The sequence below is a fragment of the Lentibacillus sp. CBA3610 genome (assembly GCF_013373365.1).
GTDB lineage: Bacteria > Bacillota > Bacilli > Bacillales > Amphibacillaceae > Lentibacillus.
In genome coordinates this window covers 991,110-1,013,363 of sequence record NZ_CP035925.1, presented here as the reverse complement: position 1 = coordinate 1,013,363, position 22,254 = coordinate 991,110, and the positions used below count along the sequence as shown (strand labels likewise).

Genomic DNA, 22,254 nt, shown 5'->3' with positions numbered 1-22,254 from the left:
CGACCATGCATGCAATAAAATATCGGCAAGTGGCCGATATTTTTAACGTTCGATTAACCTTTTCAAAATGTTACTTTCCGAATCCGTCAGAGGTATCAGTGGCAGGCGAACACTGCCTACATCGATTCCTTTCATATTCAATGCTGTTTTAACCGGTACGGGTGAAGGCTGGGCAAACAAACCATTCATAACCGGAAGCAATTGCCGATGTATCGAGGCGGGCTTTCACGGATTTCCGGATTGATAGGCACTCACCATATCCGCATTTCATTGCCGGCAATATGCGATACCACGAAATAACACCACCTGCACCAATGAAAGCAAGTGGCAATGTCATACTGTCTTCCACCACTGTAAACACTAAATCATCAGTTTGTTCAATTATTTCGGCTGCCTGATCAAGATCACCGCTTGCTTCTTTTACAGATACAATATTATCAATTTTGCTTAGACGGATAATCGTATTTGCATCCATTTTTACAACTGACCGACCAGGGATATGTAAAGTATAATCGGTAATGCTGTCTCATTGGGCAATTGCTGCAAATGGTGTAAAGCCCTCCTGACTCGGTTTTTATTATAGTAAGGAGCCCCCATTTATCCCATCTACTTCCCGTTTTTTCAGCTTCTTTTGTTAATGCAATCGACGCGTTCGTATTGTTGCTCCCAGTCCGGCTATGGCACCCGATTATCCATCTTTAACGGGTATGTCTGAAAGCTATTCTTTCTTCTGTTGAAAGCGTTGGCGATTCGCCTGTTGTGCCCGCCAACACCAAGCCTTCTGTTCCATTGTCAAGCAGATATTCAACTAATTGTGTTGTTTATAAAATCAATTTGCCCATGCGCATCAAATGGCGTTACCATCGCTGTCAATACGCTACAATCCATGGACATAACACCTTTCTTTAAGAATGTTCACAGGTGATTGCAGCAGTCATTTATAATCGGCTCACTACAACACTTATACAGGATTTCTATCCGCAATGTTCAGTGCAAAAACATCATGCAATGCATTTACTGCCGTTTTCACATTTTTAATAGCACAAATGGGTTGTGTGACTATCTGCTGATTGCAAGTATTGAACCGGCATCTGTCAGCGATTGTACGATTTTTGATGCGGACACCGGTACGCCGGTCATTCCTGCACCGACTGCGGAAACTTTAGGCACAGTTTTCAGTGATTTCCGGATAAAAGCCAAGTGTCTGCAGCTGTCTTTGTGTGTGTATCCGGAACCGTATAAATAACCCCGGTAGGTGAAATATTGATAAAGTCAACAGAAATACTGCTTCAGCCATAAGCTTTAAAACATCAGACTGGAGACATGAGTTTTCATTTTTTTTGTCTGGTTTTATTTGTGTTATTTTGAAGGAACATGATCAGGGGCATTTTCCGGTGATTCTTGCTCCAATCTGGAATTCCTTAATTCAGCGTGCCCTCATCCTCAACATAAGTCGATCGTACACGCATCGGGATTTTTGCCTGCATTGCAATTTCCACAGCTCTTGGATGGATCACTTTTGCCCCTTGATATGCAAGATTGCTTATTTCCGTGTAGGTCACGATATCCAGCGGCCTGGCTTTTGACACCATATTCGGGTCAGCCGTCATTATCCCATTAACATCAGTGAAAATTTCAATCCGCTCTGCATTCAGTGCAGCCCCCATTGCGGCGGCAGTTGTGTCACTCCCGCCTCTGCCGATCGTTGTTATTTCACCTTCAGAAGTCTGACCCTGGAAACCGGCAACCACGATAACATCATGGTTGTTAAATTCATCCAGAACACGATCCGGTTTTACTTCTTTGATTTTTGCCTGATTAAAATCATCATTTGTAATGAATCCTGCCTGAGCCCCTGTCAAAGCTGTGGCATTGATATGGTTTTTTTGCAGTTCATTTGACAATACGACAGATGCAATTGTTTCACCACATGACATTAGTATATCCAATTCACGATTGGAATTATAATTTTTCGGGAAGCCAACCAGATCCAGCAACGAGTCAGTTGCGTACGGATCGGGTTTTCGACCTAATGCAGATACAACGACGGCTATTTTATAATCGTTCATGAGTGCATTTTTAATGTGCCTGATAACATGATGACGATTTTCTTCAGTCTGAACAGATGTGCCACCAAATTTTTGGACTAATATCTGCATTGTTTCACCTCTATCTTAAAGCCATTTATTTTGAATTAAACGTTCTGCGATTTGAATTGTATTCAAGGCAGCACCCTTGACAAGATTATCAGATACAACCCATAAATGGAAGCCTTTATCATTGTCCAGATCTTTGCGGACACGCCCGACAAAGACATCTTCTTTATCGGCTGCATCGAGCGGTGTCGGGTACGTCTGTGTGCCCGGGTCATCTTGAAGTGTTACACCATCTGCTTCCTTTAGTACATTCCATAGATCCTCAACTTTTAAACCGTCTTTTTCAACATCAATATAGACACTTTCTGCATGTGACGTAAAAAACGGCAGTCTGACACAGGTAGCAGCTATTGCTAAATTCTGTGCATGAAGAATTTTTTTCGATTCATTGATCATTTTCATTTCTTCAAATGTATAGCCGCTCTCCTGAAATACATCGATTTGCGGTAATGCGTTAAACGCGATCGGGAAATGTTTTTCATCCCCTTTGACAGGGAGCAATTCCGCTGTCATCTCCTCATTATTTAAATACTGTCTGGTTTGTTCTTCCAATTCATTATTTGCTTCATTTCCCGCTCCGGAAACAGCCTGATAGGTCGAGACAATGACACGTGACAATCCAAATGCTTCCTGCAGCGGGTTTAGTGCTGCGACCATCTGAATCGTGGAACAATTTGGGTTTGCAATGATACCATTATGTGATTGAAGGTCGTTTTCATTTACTTCAGGCACAACCAATGGTACATTTTCATCCATTCTGTAAGCACTTGTGTTATCGACGACTACTGCTCCTCGTTTCACTGCTTCCGGCGCTAATTTTTTGGAAACTGATCCACCGGCTGAGAATAAGGCAATATCTATATTATCGAAACTTTCCGGCCTAGCTTCTTCCACCGTCAACTCCCGGCTGTTAAAGGAAACTTTCTTGCCCGCTGATCGCTTCGATGACAACAGTTTGATCTCGTTAATCGGAAAGTTCCTAGTTTCAAGTATTTCGATGATTTTTTCTCCTACTACTCCAGTAGCACCAACTACTGCAATGTTAACTGGATTATTTTCTGCCATTCTATAAGACACCTCACTAAAAGATTGTTTCCATTTATTCTATCATATTATCATCAATATGAGGAATAATCACTGGCTGAAGTTGTTGATAGTTTAATGCTGACTTAACAGTATCAGAAAGTAAATTCATATCAGACACGAGAGAATTCGGCTTTTTATACGGATTATCCTGCCCATATGGAATAAAATAAAATAATTTACTGGCCATAAGCCGCATCAAGTTGACACCATTTAATCCCAGGGCATCATTCGTTGAAATTCCCAATACAACCGGATTTTGATTCCGTATTGTTGCCTTTACCGCCATTAATACCGGTGTATCAGTCAGTGCATTGGCCAGTTTGCTCATCGAATTCCCGGTTAAAGGCGAAACGACCATGCAGTCAAGCGGTAGTTGCGGTCCGAGCGGTTCTGCTTCAGGTATGGTTTTAATGGCGCGTTTACCTGTTATCGATTCAATTTTTGCGACATGATCATCTGCCTTTCCGAATTTGGTATCAGTATTCTGCACTGTATAGGATACAACTGGTATCACTTCTGCACCTGCTTTCATCAGTTTCTCCAGCTGTGGAAATACGTCATCATATGTGCAGTGCGATCCGGTCACACCAAATCCGATCCGTTTTCCTTCCAGTTCCATCATATCCTCTCCTCCTTCTTAAGCAATAATTGTTTAATCACATCGGCCAAAATCTTTCCGGCAGTTTTCGGAGCGACAATCCCCGGAAGACTTTTAGCCAGAATCGATTTAATGCCTCGCTGTTTGGCATATGCAAAATCAGTGCCACCGGGCTTCGAGGCAAGATCAAAAATAATTCCATGCGGTGGTAAATGCTGAATCGCTTCCTTTGTGACAACTTGAGCCGGAACCGTATTGATTAATAAATCGCCGTCACGGGTATGTTCATGCAATTGATCAAATGGAATGGCCGTATGACCCAATTCCGTTATTCTGGCTAAATCCATAATACTTTCAGCACAAACCGAAACTTTCGCCCCAAGCGCTGCAAATTTATTTGCTACAGTGTTTCCAACCCGGCCAAATCCGACAACGATTACACGTGAAGAATGAATGGTATAATCGGTATGTTCTATCGCCATCATGATCATTCCTTCAGCTGTCGGAATCGAATTATAAATGGCTACATCATCACGGTTAAGTAATGGAATCAGTTCGACATTCGCCTGGTCCGCTGCGTTATCCAGATAGTCATTCGAAATCCCGGTAAAAACGACAGTACGATCATTTAATCCGTCAAACCACTCATTTGTCAGCTGAACGGTTTGATCTGAAAAAACGGTTTCCACATAGCCTTGAGAATCTGTCCCTGTGATAGGCAAAATGACCGCATCCAGATTTTCCTGATTCAAATCGGCAAAGTCGGTTTGGTTTAATCCCGTAAATCCCTTTTCCAATTTGTCAAAACCTACTAACGAAATGGTAACCTCAGGCAGTGCCTGCAGCTGGCGTATCAATTCCAAATAGCGTGCATCACCGCCTATTACAGCAATTTGTTGCGTCATGACTAAAAAATCCCTCCGTACGCCTTTCTTCTAAATAGGTGTTCAAAATAGCTTATGTGTTTCTTGCAAGTTAGTGATTACCAACATAAAAAAACGCGACATTCGTCTCGTCTTATAACGTGTGTCGAAGTTTTTCCCATAAGGTCATCCATAATTGATCTTTCCTGACGTCACAAAAAAAGCTGGCATCATATCGAAATGACACCAGCTTTATATATTAATCTGACTCAATCATAATCATGTCCTCGCCGATTTTCCGGATGGAACGCCACCTGATTTTTGTTTCAGCACCTTCCTTTTTCAGACCAAACCACTTATAATTCGGGATAATAAACGATTCGATCTGTCCGGTCCTTTCATTGATTTCAAGATCTGTCTGACCTAAGACACCAAGTCGTGCACCCTGATTGATATCAACAATTTCCTTGGCACTAATATCCTTATATCGCAAAAAAATCCCCCCGGGTCAACCCATTTTACATATACATATGTTAAATGGCTGGAAATTATGCTTGTGCAACAGGCTCCGGTGCAATGAGTGCACTCGATGGCGCATGCCGGAAAGTTGAATCAATCACTTGCTGAATCTTGTCATGGTTGACCGCATCAATTTCTGCAATCATCTCATCCAGCGAGCGATGCTTATTTAACATTAATTCATTCCGGCCATTGCGGCTCATACGACTGCTGGTACTTTCCAGACTCAACATTAAATTACCTTTCAATTGTTCTTTACTGTTTATTAATTCTTTATCCGTCAACCCATTTTGCATTAAATCGTCAACTGTTCGATTAATCGTATCTTTTAATTGTGGCAGCTGATCATTCCCTGTACCGGCATAAATGGTTAATAAACCGTTATCCAGAAATGATGCGTGATACGAGAACACAGCATATGCCAAACCTTGTTTTTCTCTGACTTCCTGAAAAAGGCGGGAACTCATACTGCCGCCAAGAACATTATTCATAATAACCAGACTGAACATATTCTCATCATCCACAGGCAAACCATTGTAACCAAGGCATAAATGTGCCTGCTCCGTATCTTTATGCCGCTCAATTTGTTTACCTAAAAACGCTGGTTTCTCTACTTCTATATGTCCGGCATCTGCTTGAAACCTGTTAAAGTAGTTTTCAACCGTCTGTATAAATGTATCGTCCACATTACCTGCAATCGACACAACAACATTCCCGGGTGTATAACGTTCATTTATATAGCCTCTTAAAGTATCCGGAGTAAATGATTGCAATTGTTTTTCCGTCCCCAGAATCGGATTGCCCAGCGGATGATCACCAAATGATGCACGCGCAAGAATATCATGAACGATATCATCCGGGGTATCTTCATACATTTTAATTTCTTCTAGTACAACCTTTTTCTCACGCTCCATCTCTTCTTCATCAAAAGAAGAATTGAAGAACATATCTGCCAGAATCTCCAGAGCTTTTTCTTTATGCGTATCCATCACTTTGGCATAGAAACAGGTATACTCTTTTGAAGTAAACGCATTAACCTGCCCGCCAATTGCATCAAAAGCTTCGGCGATATCCTGGGGGGACCTGCTGCTGGTTCCCTTAAAAAACATATGCTCTAAAAAATGTGAAATACCGTTTATTTCTTCTGTTTCATTACGTGAGCCAGTCTTCACCCATATGCCAATCGTTACAGACCGCACAGCCGGTATATTTTCCAGAACAATTCGAAGTCCGTTGTCACTTGTATGTTTTTCCACCAATGTATTGCCTCCTAAGCTGTTATCCACTCGAATTCATCTGTCGGCACTCAACATAGTGTTGACAGTTCCAATTTTATAACCTCTGTCTTTAATACTCCTGATTATTGAATCCAACCCCTCTGCAATCGAAGGCGTTGGGTGCATTAACAACGTTGCACCAGGATGAATTTTGCTGTTTACTCGATTCATCATAACAGATGTTGATGGATTCTTCCAATCAATCGTGTCAACACTCCAAAGAATCGTTTCCATATTTTGCTCAGCTGCTGCTTTCACTACCTGGTCATTGTAATCGCCACTGGGCGGGGCAAACCATTTTGGTGTTTCACCTGTTATAGCTTCCAGAATTTCATTGGTTTGACTGATTTGCTCCAAAATATCCTGTCTTGAAAGGCGTGACATGACAGGATGATTGTAAGCATGATTCCCAATCACATGTCCCTGTTCATGAATCATTTTAACGTAATCCGTATTTTCCATTGCCCATTTTCCTTCAACAAAAAAGGTAGCTTTTACGTTATGTTCCTTTAAAATATTCAAAATGGCAGGTATATGTTCTGTTCCCCATGATACATTAATTAAAAAAGTAACCATCTCTTTATTCGGATTTCCCCGAAAAATCGGTGCAGCCGGTAAATCATCCATTGTAATTTCCGGAGGGATCTGTTCATAAACGAGCAATGTTTCATCAAAAACGCCATTCTCTTTCATTTGTTCATATGATTTATCAACATTCACTTTTACACCATTTCGTCCGGGCACCTTCTTCCAGACCTGATCAATCTTGGCATCCTGGGGAGCTTCTTCATAATCCGTTCGTTTCTCCTGTATTTTTTCATACAACGGATCGTCAGTCTTTGTAACCTCCTCAACTGCATTGGAAAATGTAACAGTGTGATTGGGTTCAAACGGATCATACGTAAAATCGAATGAAACGGTGACAATCAGTATAAATACACAAACATGTACAAGCCAGTGATAGCGATACATCCATATCCCCCCTCACTAATTCATATGAAGAGGATGGACAAGTTATGAAAAGCCCTTTTCGTAAGCTTTGTTGCTATTAACGTAATAGATATAAATTGCGACAAAGAATTGATTGGTGTGCAATGACACCGCTGCGGAAAAAAGCGAGACTCCTGCGGGAAAGGAACAGTCTGAAGACCCCACAGCGAGCGTTCAAGGAACAAAGGCTAAATTCGCCACGTCCTGTGGCAACGCCTTTGTTGACCCAAACATCGTGTGGGCCCGGCGAAGGGCGAGGGGAGGCTTTGCGAAAAAGCGTTCCCCCCGCGGGAAAGCGGAGTATTGGTTACGTCGCAGTTATGGTTTTGCGATAAAAAGAACAGACGGTGCTCGCTTTATAATCATGATTAAACACATCACTTATTTTTCAGACATAAAAAAAGAAACTGGTTTTCCAGCTTCTTGTTTCGTTTAACTATGATCGTGATTTCTCCTGCTTTTCCGTTCTTTCTTTCAATAACAGCTTTACGTGACAGATTGAACGCGCCCCTGGTTATCGATTTCCTTTACTTTTACCATAATTTGGTCACATCGATACGGCGTTCCACTTTTTCGTACGTTCTTCCTGTAATTCGATATATGACTAAGCCATCTTTCCTTTAAACAATTCAACAAACGCACCGAATTTTTCTATCCGTTTAACTGTGCCCAAGTAGATTTGACCTGCTTCAACTTCCCGGACAAGATCTTCTATGATCTGTTTTGCCTTTTGGTTCATTTCAGCATCAGGCGAGGAAATGAATACACTTCCATCCTGTTCGATATCAATTTTGACGCCTGTTTCATCAATGATTTGATTGATTTGTTTCCCGCTCGGTCCAATCACATCACGAATTTTATCCGGATTGATATTCATTGTCAGAATTTTAGGTGCGTGTTCTGACAGATGGGATCTTGGTGCCTTAATCGTTGCGAGCATCGAGTCAAGAATTTGCATGCGGCCTTTTTTAGCTTGTGACAAAGCTTCTTCCAGAATGTCTTTGGATAAGCCCTCTATCTTGATGTCCATTTGCAGTGCCGTTACACCTTGTTCCGTCCCGGCAACTTTAAAGTCCATATCGCCCAGAGCGTCTTCCATGCCCTGGATATCGGTTAAAATCGTATAGTCTTCACCGGATTTAACAAGACCCATTGCTATACCTGCGACAGGTGCTTTTATAGGTATACCTGCATCCATCATCGCCAAGCTGCTGGCGCAAATACTTGCCTGTGATGTCGATCCATTTGATTCCAGCACCTCTGAAACGAGACGGATTGTATATGGAAATTCTTTTTCAGATGGTACAACTTTTTCAAGAGCCCGTTCACCTAATGCACCATGTCCAATTTCCCGTCGGCCTGGTCCTCTGATCGGGCCAGTTTCCCCGACACTATATTGCGGAAAGTTGTAATGATGCATGAACCGTTTGGATTCTTCCAGATCAAGGCCGTCCAATACTTGTACATCACCCAATGCTCCTAATGTACACACGCTCAAAGCCTGAGTTTGTCCACGTGTAAATAAACCAGACCCGTGTGTTCTCGGCAACACATTGACTCTCGATGACAGTGAGCGAATTTCATCAGCTCTACGCCCATCAGGACGGATTTTTTCTTTTGTTATTAGACGACGGACTTCTTCCTTTTCCATATCTTTCAAAATTGATTTGACCTGATCAATAACTTCATCTTCTTCCTCTTCGAAAAGGGAAAGAACCTCATCCTTCGTCTTATCGATTGCTGCTTCCCGCTCTTTTTTGCCTTCAGTCTGAATAGCTTCAAGCAATTTGCCTCTCGCTTGGTCCTCAAGCTTAGCAACCAGTTCATCACTTGCTGTTTCGGCATTGAATTCCTGCTTTGTTACGCCGACTGATTCAATGATGGTTTCCTGGAATTCGATCAAACGAATAATTGCCTGATGTCCGAACATGACCGCTTCAAGCATAACGTCTTCCGGAACCTCATCTGCCCCGGCTTCAACCATATTGATGGCATCTTTTGTTCCGGCTACAGTCAAATCAATATCACTTTTTTCTTCCTGCTCAACGGTCGGGTTAATAATAAATTCACCATCGACTCGTCCAACATGAACACCTGCTATCGGTTCGGAAAACGGAATATCCGAAATGGATAGTGCAATCGATGAACCAATCATCGCCGCTATTTCAGTAGAACAGTCCTGATCAACACTCATTACTGTGCTGATAACTTGTACTTCATTTCTGTATCCGTCAGGAAAGAGCGGACGGATGGGGCGATCAATCAGCCGGGATGTTAACGTTGCTTTTTCACTTGGACGCCCTTCTCGTTTAATAAATCCCCCAGGAATTTTACCTACAGCATATAATCGCTCTTCGTAGTTAACCGTTAACGGGAAAAATGGCAGGTCCTTTGGTTCATCAGATGCAGTCGCCACCGATAATACAGCAGTATCACCATAACGGATCATACATGCACCATTTGCCTGTTTTGCCAGTTCCCCGGTTTCTACAGTAAAGGTTTTACCGGCTATTTCCATGGAGAACACTTTTTTCTCTTCTGTCATTCGTATTAAAACTCCCTTCCAAAACACTTACTACCTTCATTTTATAGTTAATAAGCATAAATGTAAATTTTATGTGTATAAGAAGAAAAAAAGCAGGATTTCTCCTGCTTTTTAAAACCCTTTTGTACCTACTTTTACAATTATCTGCGCAGGCCGAGTTTTTTAATTAATTCACGATAGCGTGTAACGTCTTTATTTCGTAAGTAGTGCAATAAATTACGACGCTTACCTACCATTTTTAAAAGACCCCGGCGTGAATGGTGATCTTTTTGGTGAACGCGCAAATGTTCATTTAATTTTGTGATTTCCTCAGTCAATACAGCAATTTGTACTTCCGGGGAACCCGTATCATCATCATGAACCTTATATTCACTAATAATTTCATTTTTACGTTCTTTTGTAATAGCCAACCGGTTCACCTCCATAAATTGATAAATATCCCCATTCCCCCAGCAATCGCCGGAGTTACGATTTGCCGAGCGATGGTTTACGTATTCAAGGGTACATCTTTTTCATCAAAAATGCAAGAGTCAGCATGAATTTTAATAATTATTGCCCGTTACATGCGGGGAAAAAATAGTCTCGGATACGCTCTTCATCTTCTTCAATTTGTTTCACAAGCTTCGAAGCACTGTCAAATTTTATTTCATCCCGTATATATTGATGCCACTCGAGAACAAGTTCTTCACCATATAAATCATTATTGTAATCAAATATATTCACTTCAATTATAGGTTCGTCCCTGTCAGCGGTGAAGGTTGGATTATAACCCAAGCTGGCCATCCCCTCGTATACTTCATTTTTAAACAGCACTTTAACAGCATAAACGCCTATTTTAGGGAGAAGCGCATCGGTGGAAACTTCCAGATTCGCTGTCGGATATCCGATTTCTCTGCCGCGTTTTTCGCCTTCTTTGACAATACCCCGGACAATCAGAGGCCTGCCCAATAACGCATTGGCTTTTCCAATTTCACCGGATTGCAGGAGCTCTCTTATTCTTGTAGAACTTATTTTTTGATCACCTGATTGAACTTCATCAATCATCGTATAATCAAACAATCCTTTTGAATGTTCCCTGATCGTTTGTACATTCCCTTTGCCTTTAAAACCGTATGAAAAATCGAATCCGGATACAAGGTGTTTTATGTTTAAATGTATAATAAAATGATCAATAAATGCTTGCGGCTCAAGGGAAGACAACTCTTTATCGAAAGCAATAATATAAAGTCGGTCTACTCCCAATCGCTGCAGTATTTTCTGTTTCTCCTGCAATGGTGTTATATATTGAACATGCTGCACATCTTTTTTCAAAACGACGGAGGGATGCGGATGAAAAGTGATCACAGCACTTTCCATATTTTGATCCTTCGCTTTACTTACAGCTGTATTAATAACCTTTTGATGGCCTTTATGAATACCATCAAAAAAACCGATGGCAGCAGCTGTTTCCGGTAATTCATCCAACAATAATGTATGAGGATACGTTAATCTGATTGTCCGCAAATTATTTCACCTGCACTTTACTTAGTCATCATTAAAAACACGCACCGGTTTCATAATCGTTTTATTTTCGGGATGTGTTTTATAGACTGCTATAACCTGGTTTTCATACATAACCAAAAAGGGATCTTTTTCAGGAAGATTATCGGGTTTTGCCAGTTTTTGACCATGAAGAACCCGTTTTCCCGTTGGTCCATCCACATAAGTCCGCTGCATATGTGTCAGACAGCTGCTGATTGACAGCAATAATTGGTCGGCTTTGTTTACCTTGAGTGCCTGTTCAATTCCGCCGAACGTTACAGTGTTTTCCTTGTTTATAGCACCTGTCCCCGTTCTGTACAAGGCAGACATATGTGCCGGGTATCCAAGACAATTCCCGATATCGACACATAGCGTTCGGATATATGTACCTTTCGAGCATACGACTCTTAACCAAAAACGATCGTGATGACGATTATTCTCCAACTGGTTCAATTGATAGATAAAAGTCTCACGTTTCGGGCGCTCAACATATTCATTCGCCCGGGCGTACTCGTACAATTTCTTCCCATTAACTTTAATTGCAGAATACATAGGCGGAACCTGGGTTATCGATCCCCGAAATAATTGTAACACGTTTTCAACTTCCTGTTGAGATGGAGGATTTATTACCTGCTCCGTTTCCACAACCGTTCCGCAATTGTCTTCAGTTTCTGTTGCAGCACCAAGTTTCACCTCGGTCAGATAGGTTTTTTTTGTATCAGTCAGAAAAGGCGCGATCTTAGTGGCCTGACCAATGCAAACCGGCAAAACCCCTTCAGCTTCGGGGTCAAGCGTCCCGGTGTGCCCAACTTTTTTTATTTGAAATAATTTGCGTATTTTCATAACGCAATCATGTGAGGTCATTCCCTTTGGCTTCCATAAAGGTAAAATCCCATTCATTATATCACCAGCTCCAATAATTAACCCACAGTATGCATGGAAAAATCTGACTCAGGCGGGGGAGTCAGATTAACCTGCATATTACATTACCTATTTATTTAACTCACGCAGTATTTCCTCAATACGTTTGCCATACTCATAAGCTTCGTCAAATTCAAACGTTATTTCGGGTGTTTTCCTTAACCGGATACGTTTGCCGATTTCCGAACGGATGAACCCTTTCGCTTTAGCGAGACCGAGCAGTGTATCATGCTTTTCCTCCTCACTTCCAAGCACGGAAATAAACACTTTTGCCTGCTGCACATCTCCGGTAACTTCCACGTCTGTAACCGTCACAAACCCGACGCGCGGATCTTTAAGTTTTTGACCGATAATCTCGCCCAACTCTTTCTTCATTTGTTCTGCTACACGGTTTGCACGAATATCACTCATATTGATTCACCTCGATAAAATGAACGGTCTTTAACTCTTTAGATCACAGAGACTCCACATCCGTGATCGTACGTTCTACTTCGGTATACGTGTCAATGATTTTAAAAGCTGTTTGCATCACTTGTTCGGCATGTGTTTTGTCATTGGAAAGGGTAACGACCCCCAGCTTTGTGCGCTGCCATAAATCATGATAATCCAGTTCTGTGACGGCAACATTTAAATCATTCCGCAATTTAGCGGTAATACGTTTGATGACTGAACGTTTTTGCTTCAGCGAATGATTATCATACAGCATGCATTCCACTTCAGCATACATAATCATGTGCGTTCAATTTCCTCCATAACGAAGGCTTCCAGTATATCGCCTTCTTTAATATCGTTAAAGTTTTTTATCGTTATCCCGCATTCGTAATTTTGAGCTACTTCTTTCACATCATCCTTAAAGCGTTTCAGTGTGTCAATTTCACCCTCAAATTGAACAACACCATCACGGATCAGGCGCACCCCTGAGTCACGTGTAACTCTGCCATCTGTTACATAGCTCCCTGCAATTGTTCCGATTTTGGATACTTTGAACGTTTCGCGGACTTCTACCTGTCCGATAACCTTCTCTTCGTATACCGGATCAAGCATTCCCTTCATGGCAGACTCTATTTCTTCAATTGCTTTATAGATAACACGATGCAGACGGACGTCGACTTTCTCGGATTCTGCGGCTTTTTTCGCATTGGCATCCGGGCGTACATTGAAGCCAATCACAACGGCATTCGATGCTGATGCCAAAATGATATCCGATTCCTTAATAGCTCCTACACCAGTATGAATAATCTTAATATTAACGCCTTCCACTTCAATTTTTTCAAGTGATGATGCAAGAGCTTCGGCAGAGCCTTGAACATCTGCTTTAATAACAATATTGATCTCTTTCATGTCACCTTGTTTAATCTGTTCGAATAAATCATCCAGACTAACTTTCGATGATTCTGACCGGCTTTCCTGAATGTGTTTTTGGTGACGTGCTTCACCAACTTGCCGCGCTTTTTTCTCATCTGTAAACTTAAGGAACTGATCCCCGGCTTGCGGAACGTCATTTAACCCTGTGATTTCAACAGGTGTTGACGGGTCAGCAGTTTTAACACGTTCACCCTCATCGTTAACCATGGCACGTACGCGGCCAAACGTATTGCCGACAACAACCGTATCACCGACATGCAATGTGCCATTCTGGATCAATAAGGTTGCGACAGATCCTCTTCCTTTTTCGAGCTGTGCTTCAATAACAGTGCCAAATGCATTGGCATTCGGACTCGCTTTCAATTCCTCCATTTCGGTTACAAGCAGCAGCATTTCCAGAAGGTCATCGATACCTTCGTATTTCATCGCCGACATGTTAACGAAAATGGTATTACCGCCCCAATCTTCAGGAAGCAATTCATATTCCGTCAATTCCTGCATGACACGATCAGGGTTGGCTCCTTCTTTATCCATTTTGTTGACAGCTACAATAATTGGTACTTCGGCAGCTTTGGCATGATTGATTGCTTCAACTGTCTGAGGCATAACACCATCATCTGCTGCAACAACCAATACGGCAATATCCGTTACTTGAGCACCGCGGGAACGCATGCTGGTAAATGCAGCATGCCCCGGTGTATCAAGAAACGTGATTTTTTTACCGTCATTTTCAATCTGATAAGCCCCGATATGCTGTGTTATGCCTCCTGCTTCGCCTGCGGTTACTTTCGTCTGACGGATTGCATCCAAGAGTGTCGTTTTTCCGTGATCAACGTGGCCCATAATCGTAACAACAGCCGGACGTTCAACTAAATCAGCTGGATCGTCTTCCTGAAGATACTTATCAAAATCGGTATCTTCCAAAATAATTTCTTTTTCAACTTCTACACCGAATTCGTCACATAACAACTCGACAGTATCATCATCAAGATCCTGATTTTTGTTAGCCATGACACCTAAAAACATTAATTTTTTAATGATTTCTGACGTGTCCTTATTCAACTTCCCGGCTAAATCAGCAACAGTCAATGTTTCACTATAGGTGATTTTCTCTGGTATTTTTTTCACAGGCTTTTGTTGGCGTTTCTGCTGCTGTGAATTTGATGCAGAGTAGTTTTTATTTCCTTTTTTGCTGTTTTTATGTTTTTTATTTTTATTTTGCTGGTTTCCTTTGCGTTCCTGATTCCGGCCCTTTGGATTCTGGTTTGGTTTATGTTTCTTTTGCTGATTATCTTTATTACCTGATTGATTGGATGATTTTCGATTTTGCTGATCATTTTTTTGTTCTGTGTTTTTCTCAGGCTGCTTCGAACCAAACTTTTTATCCAATTCTACAATCGTTTCAATCGAAACCGTTGACATATGATTTTTAACGTCAATATTCAAGTCTTTTAAATGCTGAATAACTTCCTTGCTTGTTGTATTATTCTGCTTCGCATATTCATATATACGCATTTTGCTCATAAGTCCACCCCCAAGATTAATTATCCCAAGAGCGTTCTGATTTTGGCGGCGAATCCCGCATCCAAAATTGCTACAGCTACCCTTTGGGATTTTCCAATAGCATTCGATAATGTTTCTCTATCATCAACTATTTTATAAGGAATTTCATAGCTATTACATTTGTCTGTAATTTTTTTCCGTGTTTGGGGCCCGATATCACTTGCCAGAAGAACGAGTTTTGCCTTTTTCTGCTGAATATCTTTAACAATCGTTTCTTCCCCCAATGAACACTTTCTGGCTCGATAGGCTAAACCGACTAGATTTAAATAATTATTTTTCATCTGAGTTTCCTTTGACGAATTCTTTAAGTTCATCATAAATCACTGGGTCAATTTGTGTATCCAGCTGGCGATTTAAAATATCCGTTTTTTCCGCCTTTTCAATAACGGCTATATCATTTGACAGGTATGCCCCACGGCCATTTTTTTTACCTGTCGGGTCGACAAATACCTCGCCTTCTTTATTACGGACAATACGAATCAATTCTTTTTTTGGCTTCATTTCATTCGTTACGACACATTTTCGCTGTGGTACTTTTTTCTGTTTGGCCATATGTCTTCCCCCTTATTCAAACAAGTCTTCGTCAATGTCAGAATAGGAATCTTCGGCCTCTTCACCGTCATAATCGTCTAAAAGCCCTTGTTCACGAGCCTCTGATTCACTTTTTATATCAATTTTCCATCCTGTTAGCTTGGCAGCTAAACGAGCATTTTGACCCCGTTTCCCAATTGCCAGGGACAATTGATAGTCCGGGACGATGACTGTTGTTGCTTTATCTTCTTCATCGACCAATACATCCACCACTTTTGAAGGGCTCAGTGCATTGGAAACATACACGACAGGATCGTCTGACCATTCAACAACATCGATTTTTTCGCCTTTAAGTTCATCGACGACAACTTGAATACGCTGCCCTTTCTGCCCGACACAGGAACCGACAGCATCGATTTCCGGATCATCAGCATGAACGGAAATTTTGGAACGGTCGCCTGCTTCGCGTGCAACAGATTTTATTTCAACAGTACCATCATATATTTCCGGTACTTCCATTTCAAACAGACGTTTCAACAATCCCGGATGTGAGCGGGATATGTAAATCTGTGGTCCCTTACTTGTATTTTCCACTTTATTGACAAACACTTTCAAGCGGTCATGCACATAGTAATCTTCGGTCGGCATTTGTTCTGATTCCGCTAATTTTGCTTCAATTTTTCCCAGGTTCACATAAACAAAACGCGGATCTTTCCTTGAAATGATTCCGGTCATAACATCTTCTTCACGATCAACATATTCACTGAAGATAACACCGCGTTCTGCTTCCCTGACACGTTGGGTAACAACTTGTTTTGCAGCTTGAGCAGCAATTCGACCAAAATCTTTTGGTGTGACTTCAACCTCAATAACGTCTTCAGCTTCATAGTTTGGATTAATCTCCCGGGCTTCCTGCAATGATATTTCTTCCTGGTTGTTTTCAACTTCATCCACAACCGTTTTCCGTGAAAAAACGCGCATTGAAGCTGTCTCTTCATCAATATCCACCCGGACATTTGTTGCCGATTTAAAGTTCTTTTTGTAGGCAGAGATTAAAGCAGCCTCTAAAGCTTCCATTAGTATATCCTTGTCAATTCCTTTTTCCTTTTCCAAATACTCAATCGCATCAAACAGCTGATCGCTCACTCTTCGTTCCCCCTTTACAATGATACCGCTAGTGTTGCTTTAGCAATTTTTTGGTATGGTATTTCAACCTGCTTTTCTCTTGTTTTTATCTTGTAGGCAATAATTGCCGTTTCATCCGAAAACGACTGCAATAGTCCTTCATACTCTTTTTCACCGTTAATTGGCTCATAAAGTTTGACATAGACATTACTGCCCACGTGTTTCTTAAAATCTTCTTTGGTCTTCAGCGGGCGTTCAACCCCCGGTGATGACACTTCCAAAAAATAGGTTCCCTTGATTGGGTCGACCTGGTCCAGCTTTTCGCCTAATTGTTCTGATACAATACCACACTCATCAATCTCCACGCCGCCGTCCTTATCAATAAAAACCCGAAGAAACCAATTTTTACCTTCTTTTACATATTCAACATCAACTAATTCCAATCCTTTTTCCCGCAGAATCGGTTCTGCTAATTCCTCTGTTGTTTTCACAATTTCGGAACTCAAGATATAACCTCCTTTATTCAGTTGTCGTTATGATTAGTATGAACCATCATATACCATTTCATTTGCACCGTTATACCAATTTCCAGGGGTTCAAATCCGGCACCTTCCATCTCATCCCCGGAAAGAAGCTGTATTAATGGCTTTTTAATATAAAACCCCTGCCGGATGACGTGGCAAGGGAAGCTAGGTGCAGAAAAATGGCTGTATGAATAAAGAGTGGGCGGGGCCCACTCTTTAACCGTTCGAATCATTCCATACCGTTAGACTATAGCATAGGTTTGATAAAGTTGCAAGAATATTGATTGATGCGTTTACCGTCAAACAGGATCGTCATATTAAAATAACGATAACTGGTTTTGATCGGCCATACCCTCAAGGCAGCCATGATTATCAAGATATTCAAGTACTGTTTTGGAGATTTTGCTGCGCTGGCGCAGATCCTCCTTGGAGAGAAACTCCCCATCTTCCCGTGCATTGACAATATTTATGGCAGCGTTTGTACCGAGGCCATCCACTGCATCAAATGGTGGAATCAATGTACCCTCGTCGACGATAAATTCAGAAGCCTTTGACCGGTACAAGTCAACCTTTTGAAATGAATAGCCCCGCTCACACATCTCCAAAGCTACTTCCAATACAGTCAGGAGACTTTTCTCTTTTGGTGGGGCATCATTTCCTTTGGCCATAATAGCTTCGACACGCTGCCTGATGGCATTGGAACCTTTAACCATTGTATCCAGCTCAAAATCACCGGCACGTACTGAAAAATAGGCAGCATAAAAGTAGATCGGGTAATGAACTTTAAAATATGCAATGCGAACTGCCATAAGGACATAAGCAGCAGCATGGGCTTTCGGGAACATATACTTAATTTTTTTACATGATTCGATGTACCAGTCAGGCACACCATGTTTTTTCATTTCGTCGATCCATTCGTCTTTAAGTCCTCTTCCTTTACGGACATACTCCATGATGGTAAAGGCAAGTGATGATTCCAGCCCTTTATGAAGCAGGTAAACCATAATATCGTCACGACAGCCGATAACATCAGGCAATTCGCAAATACCGTCATTAATCAGTTCCTCGGCATTCCCGAGCCATACATCCGTACCGTGCGACAGTCCGGATATAATAACAAGTTCAGCAAATGTGTTCGGCTTTGTATCCTCAAGCATTTGTCTTACAAACCTGGTTCCAAATTCCGGAACCCCCAGTGTACCTGTTTTACAATTAATCTGTTCAGGTGTCACCCCTAACGATTCCGGACCGGAAAATATCTTCATCACTTCTTCGTCATCAGTCGGGATCGTTTTCGGATCAATCCCGCTCAGGTCCTGTAACATCCGGATAACAGTAGGATCATCGTGCCCGAGTATATCCAGTTTCAATAAATTATCCTCAATGGAATGGAAGTCAAAATGCGTTGTCTGCCATTCACTGTTCCGATCATCTGCCGGGTACTGAATCGGCGTGAAATCAAAAATCTCCTTTTCCTCGGGTACGACAATGATACCGCCCGGATGCTGTCCGGTTGTCCGCTTCACGCCTGTACATCCCTGCACAAGTCGATCAATTTCCGCATTCTTATAGACTAACTGTTTGTCAGATGCATAGCCTTTCACATAACCATAGGCTGTTTTTTCGGCAATCGTGCCTATCGTTCCGGCACGATATACTTTCTCTTCACCAAACAGAACTTTTGTATAGTTATGGGCTACCGGCTGATATTCACCGGAAAAATTCAAGTCAATATCCGGTACCTTGTTACCCTCGAAACCGAGAAATGTTTCAAATGGAATATCATGTCCATCTTTTGTTAACGGCCTGCCACAGTCCGGACACGCTTTATCTTTTAAGTCAAAGCCGCTGCCGACTGACCCGTCTGTTATAAAATCATGATAATGGCATTCCGTACAGACATAATGCGGCGGCAGTGGATTGACTTCGGTTATTTCCAGCATGGTGGCAGCAAGTGATGAGCCGACTGATCCCCGTGACCCTACCAAATAACCATCATCAAGCGATTTTTTGACAAGTTTATGTGAAATTAAATAGATGACCGAAAAACCATTTCCAATGATGCTGGAAAGTTCTTTTTCCAGCCTGTCCGTCACGATTTCCGGCACTGAATCACCGTAAATTTGTTTGGCGCGATTGTAACAAAGATCACGTATTTCTTGTTCCGCCCCTTCAATTGTTGGTGTAAAAAGACCATCCTGGACCGGGGAAATATCCTCGATTTTGTCAACCAGCACATTGGGGTTATCCACAACGATTTTCTTCGCTTCATTTTCTCCCAGAAAACCAAAAATATCAATCATCTCATTAGTTGTCCGGAATGATGTGTCTGGCAATGTCTGCCGGTTTAATGGATTACCGGCTTGTGACGCAATTAAAATTTGCCGGTAGATTTTATCATGCTCCTCAAGATGATGAACATTTCCTGTTGCTAAAACAGGTTTATTCAAACGATCTCCCATTTCAGTCAATTTTGAAATGATATCCAAAATTTGAGCTTCATTCTGAACGAGCTCTTTCTCAACTAAATGCGCATAGTTGGCAGGCGGCTGAACTTCAATATAATCATAGAACCCGGCAGCTTTTTTTCTGCTTCATCTGCTGATTTTTGCATCATTGCTTCGAACACTTCGCCCTGATCACAGGCAGATCCGACAAGAAGACCTTTACGATGTTTCTCGAGGAGTGATCTTGGAATTCGTGGTACTCGGTAAAAGTAGTTCACATGAGCATAAGAGACAAGCTTATAAAGGTTTTTCAGACCCTCGTTTGTCTGTGCAATTAATGTGCAATGGGACGGACGTGAACGCTTATAGGCATCACCCTCGCCCATATGGTTGTTTAATTGATTATGATTGCTAATACTTTCAGCAAGCAACCCTTTTACCAGCTTCCATAATAGATAACCCGTTGCTTCCGCATCATAGATGGCACGGTGGTGCTGTGTAAGTTCAATATCCAGATGCTTGCACATCGTATTCAAGCGGTGATTCTTCAATTCCGGATACAAAAACCGTGATAATTCAAGCGTATCGATAACCGGGTTAATTGTTTTGTCATAATCGATTTTTTGGAATCCCTGATTTAAAAATCCGATATCAAAACTTGCATTATGTGCTACCAGAATACTATCTTCCATCCAACCATGAAAATCTCTCAAAACTTCATCAACCTCAGGTGCACCTTTGACCATGTCATCAGTTATACCGGTCAAATCAGTCGTCGTTTGTGACAAAGGCTGATGCGGATCGGCGAATGATTCAAACCGATCAATGATTTCACCTTTATGGATTTTCACTGCTGCAAGCTCAATAATCGTATCATAGACGGCTGAAAGACCTGTCGTTTCAACGTCAAAAACAACATAGGTGCCCTCTTCTAAACCAACATCATTCTCGTTATACGCAATCGGTACACCATCATCAACTAAATTGGCCTCGACACCGTAGAGTACTTTAACACCATGTTTCTCACCGGCGGCATGTGCTTCCGGAAAACCTTGGACACCACCGTGGTCGGTAATCGCAATTGCTTTATGGCCCCAATTTGCCGCTTGTTCAATGAGAGCTGATGGTGACACCACCGCATCCAGCTGACTCATTGTCGTATGGGCATGAAATTCAACACGCTTTTCATCTTTACCGGCTGTATCCCGGCGTGTTTCAACCTTGATTTCATGAATGTCATTTGCCATCATTGCCAGCTCATTCGTATACATATCTGTCTGAATACTTCCTCTGGCCTTGATCCACATGCCTTCCTTCAGTTGTTCAAACGCCGCTGCATCTTCATCACCTTTTGAAAACATTTTAATTTGCAGTGAATCGGTATAATCAGTCGCTTTAACGATTAATAAACTTCTTCCGGAACGAAGCTGGCGAATATCTGCGGAAAAAACATACCCCTGTACAGTTACACGCCGTTCTTCCTCCTGAATTTCTTCCATCTGAATCGGTTCATCCTGAATGTTATAACCGAGCATAAACGGTTGGTTTCGCTCTGTATTTTGCTTTTCCTTGTCACGTTTTTCTTTTTCCTGAACCGTTTTTAAAACCAGTTCTTGATCTTCCAGCGCTTTTTGCTCCCTGAATTTTTTCAGTTCGGCCATTTCCGGTTTCACGTCAATATGCATCGAAAAAGGACGTGCTCCGATTTTTTGGCAAAATTCCTGAAATGGTTTTTCCAGCCTTTTTTTAAGTGCGTTACCTTCTGCTTCATTCCTCGCAGTTAACATAATTTTATTATTGTCAACTTTGGGTTTTTGATTAAGTACAAGATCTTTATAGGCTGGTGATAAGTTGGATACAGACTGGAGAAATGTTTGCCAATAGGTACAAATCGTCTCGCTGTCATAATCCTTTTCATCGGTATATAACGTCAGGTCAACTTGTGCAAATTGCTGAAATGTCTCCTGCAACTTGGCATGAAGCAAAGCGTATATTTCTGTCGGCAGCAGTTGTTTGATTCGAATGTGGAAATGCCACATTTTTGATTGCTTATGAACTTCAAGTTTGATTAACTGACTATCACTAAAATAAGCATCTGTGTAATCTCCGGGAATTTCCAATTGTTCCAGGAGCAAATTCATTTTTTCTTGTGTTGAGATACTCATTATACTTCCTCCCAATGATTGGTCAATCCTGACATGATAGAAAACCCTTGCCGGTCCA

21 protein-coding genes and 2 pseudogenes are annotated in these 22,254 nt (G+C 41.7%); 1 reads left to right on the top strand and 22 read right to left on the bottom strand.

Going from position 1 to position 22,254, the window contains the following annotated elements; all coding sequences use genetic code 11:
* Positions 1-42 precede the first annotated feature (42 nt).
* The 3 genes from Len3610_RS21710 to Len3610_RS21700 all read right to left on the bottom strand — a co-directional run bounded on the left by Len3610_RS21710 (position 43) and on the right by Len3610_RS21700 (position 773).
* Entirely contained in the window at positions 43-189 is a 147-nt protein-coding gene (locus tag Len3610_RS21710) for a dihydrodipicolinate synthase family protein (protein ID WP_369693647.1), read from the bottom strand.
* Complete coding sequence (locus tag Len3610_RS21705; protein WP_369693646.1) at positions 149-475, bottom strand: dihydrodipicolinate synthase family protein; 327 nt, start codon at positions 473-475, stop codon at positions 149-151. Before Len3610_RS21705 ends, Len3610_RS21710 begins: the two co-directional genes overlap by 41 nt.
* Before the next feature lie 223 nt (positions 476-698).
* Positions 699-773 carry a hypothetical protein gene (locus Len3610_RS21700; protein ID WP_369693680.1) on the bottom strand — a complete coding sequence of 25 codons (75 nt, stop codon included), beginning with the start codon at positions 771-773 and terminating at the stop codon, positions 699-701.
* Between the two features lie 230 nt (positions 774-1,003).
* Between Len3610_RS21700 and Len3610_RS21695 the strand changes: the two genes are divergently transcribed.
* A complete protein-coding gene (locus Len3610_RS21695; RefSeq protein ID WP_369693645.1) occupies positions 1,004-1,246 on the top strand; it encodes a hypothetical protein in 243 nt (80 codons plus the stop codon).
* Between the two features lie 175 nt (positions 1,247-1,421).
* Here the strand turns inward: Len3610_RS21695 and Len3610_RS21690 are convergent, their stop codons facing one another.
* The 19 genes and pseudogenes from Len3610_RS21690 to Len3610_RS05035 form a co-directional block, all read right to left on the bottom strand.
* A complete protein-coding gene (locus tag Len3610_RS21690) occupies positions 1,422-2,159 on the bottom strand; it encodes an aspartate kinase (protein WP_369693644.1) in 738 nt (245 codons plus the stop codon).
* A 15-nt stretch (positions 2,160-2,174) separates the two neighbouring features.
* The gene (gene asd, locus Len3610_RS05120; protein ID WP_176447004.1) at positions 2,175-3,221 is read right to left on the bottom strand and encodes an aspartate-semialdehyde dehydrogenase; all 1,047 of its coding nucleotides are present in this window, start codon (positions 3,219-3,221) and stop codon (positions 2,175-2,177) included.
* 34 nt (positions 3,222-3,255) lie between these two features.
* Positions 3,256-3,861 carry a dipicolinate synthase subunit B gene (gene dpaB, locus Len3610_RS05115; RefSeq protein ID WP_176449555.1) on the bottom strand — a complete coding sequence of 202 codons (606 nt, stop codon included), beginning with the start codon at positions 3,859-3,861 and terminating at the stop codon, positions 3,256-3,258.
* Complete coding sequence (dpaA, locus tag Len3610_RS05110; RefSeq protein ID WP_176447003.1) at positions 3,861-4,745, bottom strand: dipicolinic acid synthetase subunit A; 885 nt, start codon at positions 4,743-4,745, stop codon at positions 3,861-3,863. Before dpaA ends, dpaB begins: the two co-directional genes overlap by 1 nt.
* 217 nt (positions 4,746-4,962) lie before the next feature.
* Entirely contained in the window at positions 4,963-5,196 is a 234-nt protein-coding gene (locus Len3610_RS05105) for a YlmC/YmxH family sporulation protein (protein WP_176447002.1), read from the bottom strand.
* Between the two features lie 55 nt (positions 5,197-5,251).
* Positions 5,252-6,481, bottom strand: a complete 1,230-nt coding sequence (locus Len3610_RS05100; RefSeq protein WP_176447001.1) for a M16 family metallopeptidase — start codon at positions 6,479-6,481, stop codon at positions 5,252-5,254.
* A gap of 33 nt (positions 6,482-6,514) precedes the next feature.
* A complete protein-coding gene (locus Len3610_RS05095; RefSeq protein WP_176447000.1) occupies positions 6,515-7,471 on the bottom strand; it encodes a polysaccharide deacetylase family protein in 957 nt (318 codons plus the stop codon).
* A gap of 491 nt (positions 7,472-7,962) precedes the next feature.
* A pseudogene (pnp, locus tag Len3610_RS05090) lies at positions 7,963-10,034 on the bottom strand (polyribonucleotide nucleotidyltransferase); the annotation flags it as partial.
* Positions 10,035-10,174: 140 nt separating this feature from the next.
* Positions 10,175-10,444, bottom strand: a complete 270-nt coding sequence (rpsO, locus tag Len3610_RS05085; RefSeq protein WP_176446999.1) for a 30S ribosomal protein S15 — start codon at positions 10,442-10,444, stop codon at positions 10,175-10,177.
* 139 nt (positions 10,445-10,583) lie between these two features.
* Positions 10,584-11,537, bottom strand: coding sequence for a bifunctional riboflavin kinase/FAD synthetase (locus tag Len3610_RS05080; RefSeq protein ID WP_176446998.1), 954 nt, complete (start codon positions 11,535-11,537; stop codon positions 10,584-10,586).
* Between the two features lie 21 nt (positions 11,538-11,558).
* Positions 11,559-12,455, bottom strand: a complete 897-nt coding sequence (gene truB / locus Len3610_RS05075) for a tRNA pseudouridine(55) synthase TruB (RefSeq protein WP_176446997.1) — start codon at positions 12,453-12,455, stop codon at positions 11,559-11,561.
* Positions 12,456-12,545: 90 nt separating this feature from the next.
* Positions 12,546-12,887, bottom strand: a complete 342-nt coding sequence (rbfA, locus tag Len3610_RS05070; protein WP_176446996.1) for a 30S ribosome-binding factor RbfA — start codon at positions 12,885-12,887, stop codon at positions 12,546-12,548.
* A 43-nt stretch (positions 12,888-12,930) separates the two neighbouring features.
* Complete coding sequence (locus tag Len3610_RS05065; RefSeq protein WP_176446995.1) at positions 12,931-13,209, bottom strand: DUF503 domain-containing protein; 279 nt, start codon at positions 13,207-13,209, stop codon at positions 12,931-12,933.
* Positions 13,206-15,365, bottom strand: a complete 2,160-nt coding sequence (infB, locus tag Len3610_RS05060) for a translation initiation factor IF-2 (RefSeq protein ID WP_176446994.1) — start codon at positions 15,363-15,365, stop codon at positions 13,206-13,208. Before infB ends, Len3610_RS05065 begins: the two co-directional genes overlap by 4 nt.
* A 20-nt stretch (positions 15,366-15,385) precedes the next feature.
* A complete protein-coding gene (locus tag Len3610_RS05055; RefSeq protein ID WP_176446993.1) occupies positions 15,386-15,685 on the bottom strand; it encodes a YlxQ family RNA-binding protein in 300 nt (99 codons plus the stop codon).
* Entirely contained in the window at positions 15,675-15,956 is a 282-nt protein-coding gene (rnpM, locus tag Len3610_RS05050; protein ID WP_176446992.1) for an RNase P modulator RnpM, read from the bottom strand. Before rnpM ends, Len3610_RS05055 begins: the two co-directional genes overlap by 11 nt.
* Positions 15,957-15,968: 12 nt before the next feature.
* Positions 15,969-17,081 (bottom strand): transcription termination factor NusA, encoded by a 1,113-nt coding sequence (nusA, locus tag Len3610_RS05045; RefSeq protein WP_176446991.1) that lies wholly within the window; start codon positions 17,079-17,081, stop codon positions 15,969-15,971.
* Positions 17,082-17,095: 14 nt separating this feature from the next.
* A complete protein-coding gene (gene rimP / locus Len3610_RS05040) occupies positions 17,096-17,566 on the bottom strand; it encodes a ribosome maturation factor RimP (RefSeq protein WP_176446990.1) in 471 nt (156 codons plus the stop codon).
* A gap of 335 nt (positions 17,567-17,901) precedes the next feature.
* A pseudogene (locus Len3610_RS05035) lies at positions 17,902-22,196 on the bottom strand (PolC-type DNA polymerase III).
* Positions 22,197-22,254 lie beyond the last annotated feature (58 nt).

Coding starts and splice junctions, on each gene's coding strand:
- Len3610_RS21710 (WP_369693647.1), bottom strand. CDS start 189: ATGAATGGTTTGTTTGCCCAGCCTTCACCCGTACCGGTTAAAACAGCA.
- Len3610_RS21705 (WP_369693646.1), bottom strand. CDS start 475: ATGGATGCAAATACGATTATCCGTCTAAGCAAAATTGATAATATTGTA.
- Len3610_RS21695 (WP_369693645.1), top strand. CDS start 1,004: ATGCAATGCATTTACTGCCGTTTTCACATTTTTAATAGCACAAATGGG.
- Len3610_RS21690 (WP_369693644.1), bottom strand. CDS start 2,159: ATGCAGATATTAGTCCAAAAATTTGGTGGCACATCTGTTCAGACTGAA.
- asd (WP_176447004.1), bottom strand. CDS start 3,221: ATGGCAGAAAATAATCCAGTTAACATTGCAGTAGTTGGTGCTACTGGA.
- dpaB (WP_176449555.1), bottom strand. CDS start 3,861: ATGGAACTGGAAGGAAAACGGATCGGATTTGGTGTGACCGGATCGCAC.
- dpaA (WP_176447003.1), bottom strand. CDS start 4,745: ATGACGCAACAAATTGCTGTAATAGGCGGTGATGCACGCTATTTGGAA.
- Len3610_RS05095 (WP_176447000.1), bottom strand. CDS start 7,471: ATGTATCGCTATCACTGGCTTGTACATGTTTGTGTATTTATACTGATT.
- truB (WP_176446997.1), bottom strand. CDS start 12,455: ATGAATGGGATTTTACCTTTATGGAAGCCAAAGGGAATGACCTCACAT.
- rbfA (WP_176446996.1), bottom strand. CDS start 12,887: ATGAGTGATATTCGTGCAAACCGTGTAGCAGAACAAATGAAGAAAGAG.
- Len3610_RS05065 (WP_176446995.1), bottom strand. CDS start 13,209: ATGATTATGTATGCTGAAGTGGAATGCATGCTGTATGATAATCATTCG.
- infB (WP_176446994.1), bottom strand. CDS start 15,365: ATGAGCAAAATGCGTATATATGAATATGCGAAGCAGAATAATACAACA.
- Len3610_RS05055 (WP_176446993.1), bottom strand. CDS start 15,685: ATGAAAAATAATTATTTAAATCTAGTCGGTTTAGCCTATCGAGCCAGA.
- rnpM (WP_176446992.1), bottom strand. CDS start 15,956: ATGGCCAAACAGAAAAAAGTACCACAGCGAAAATGTGTCGTAACGAAT.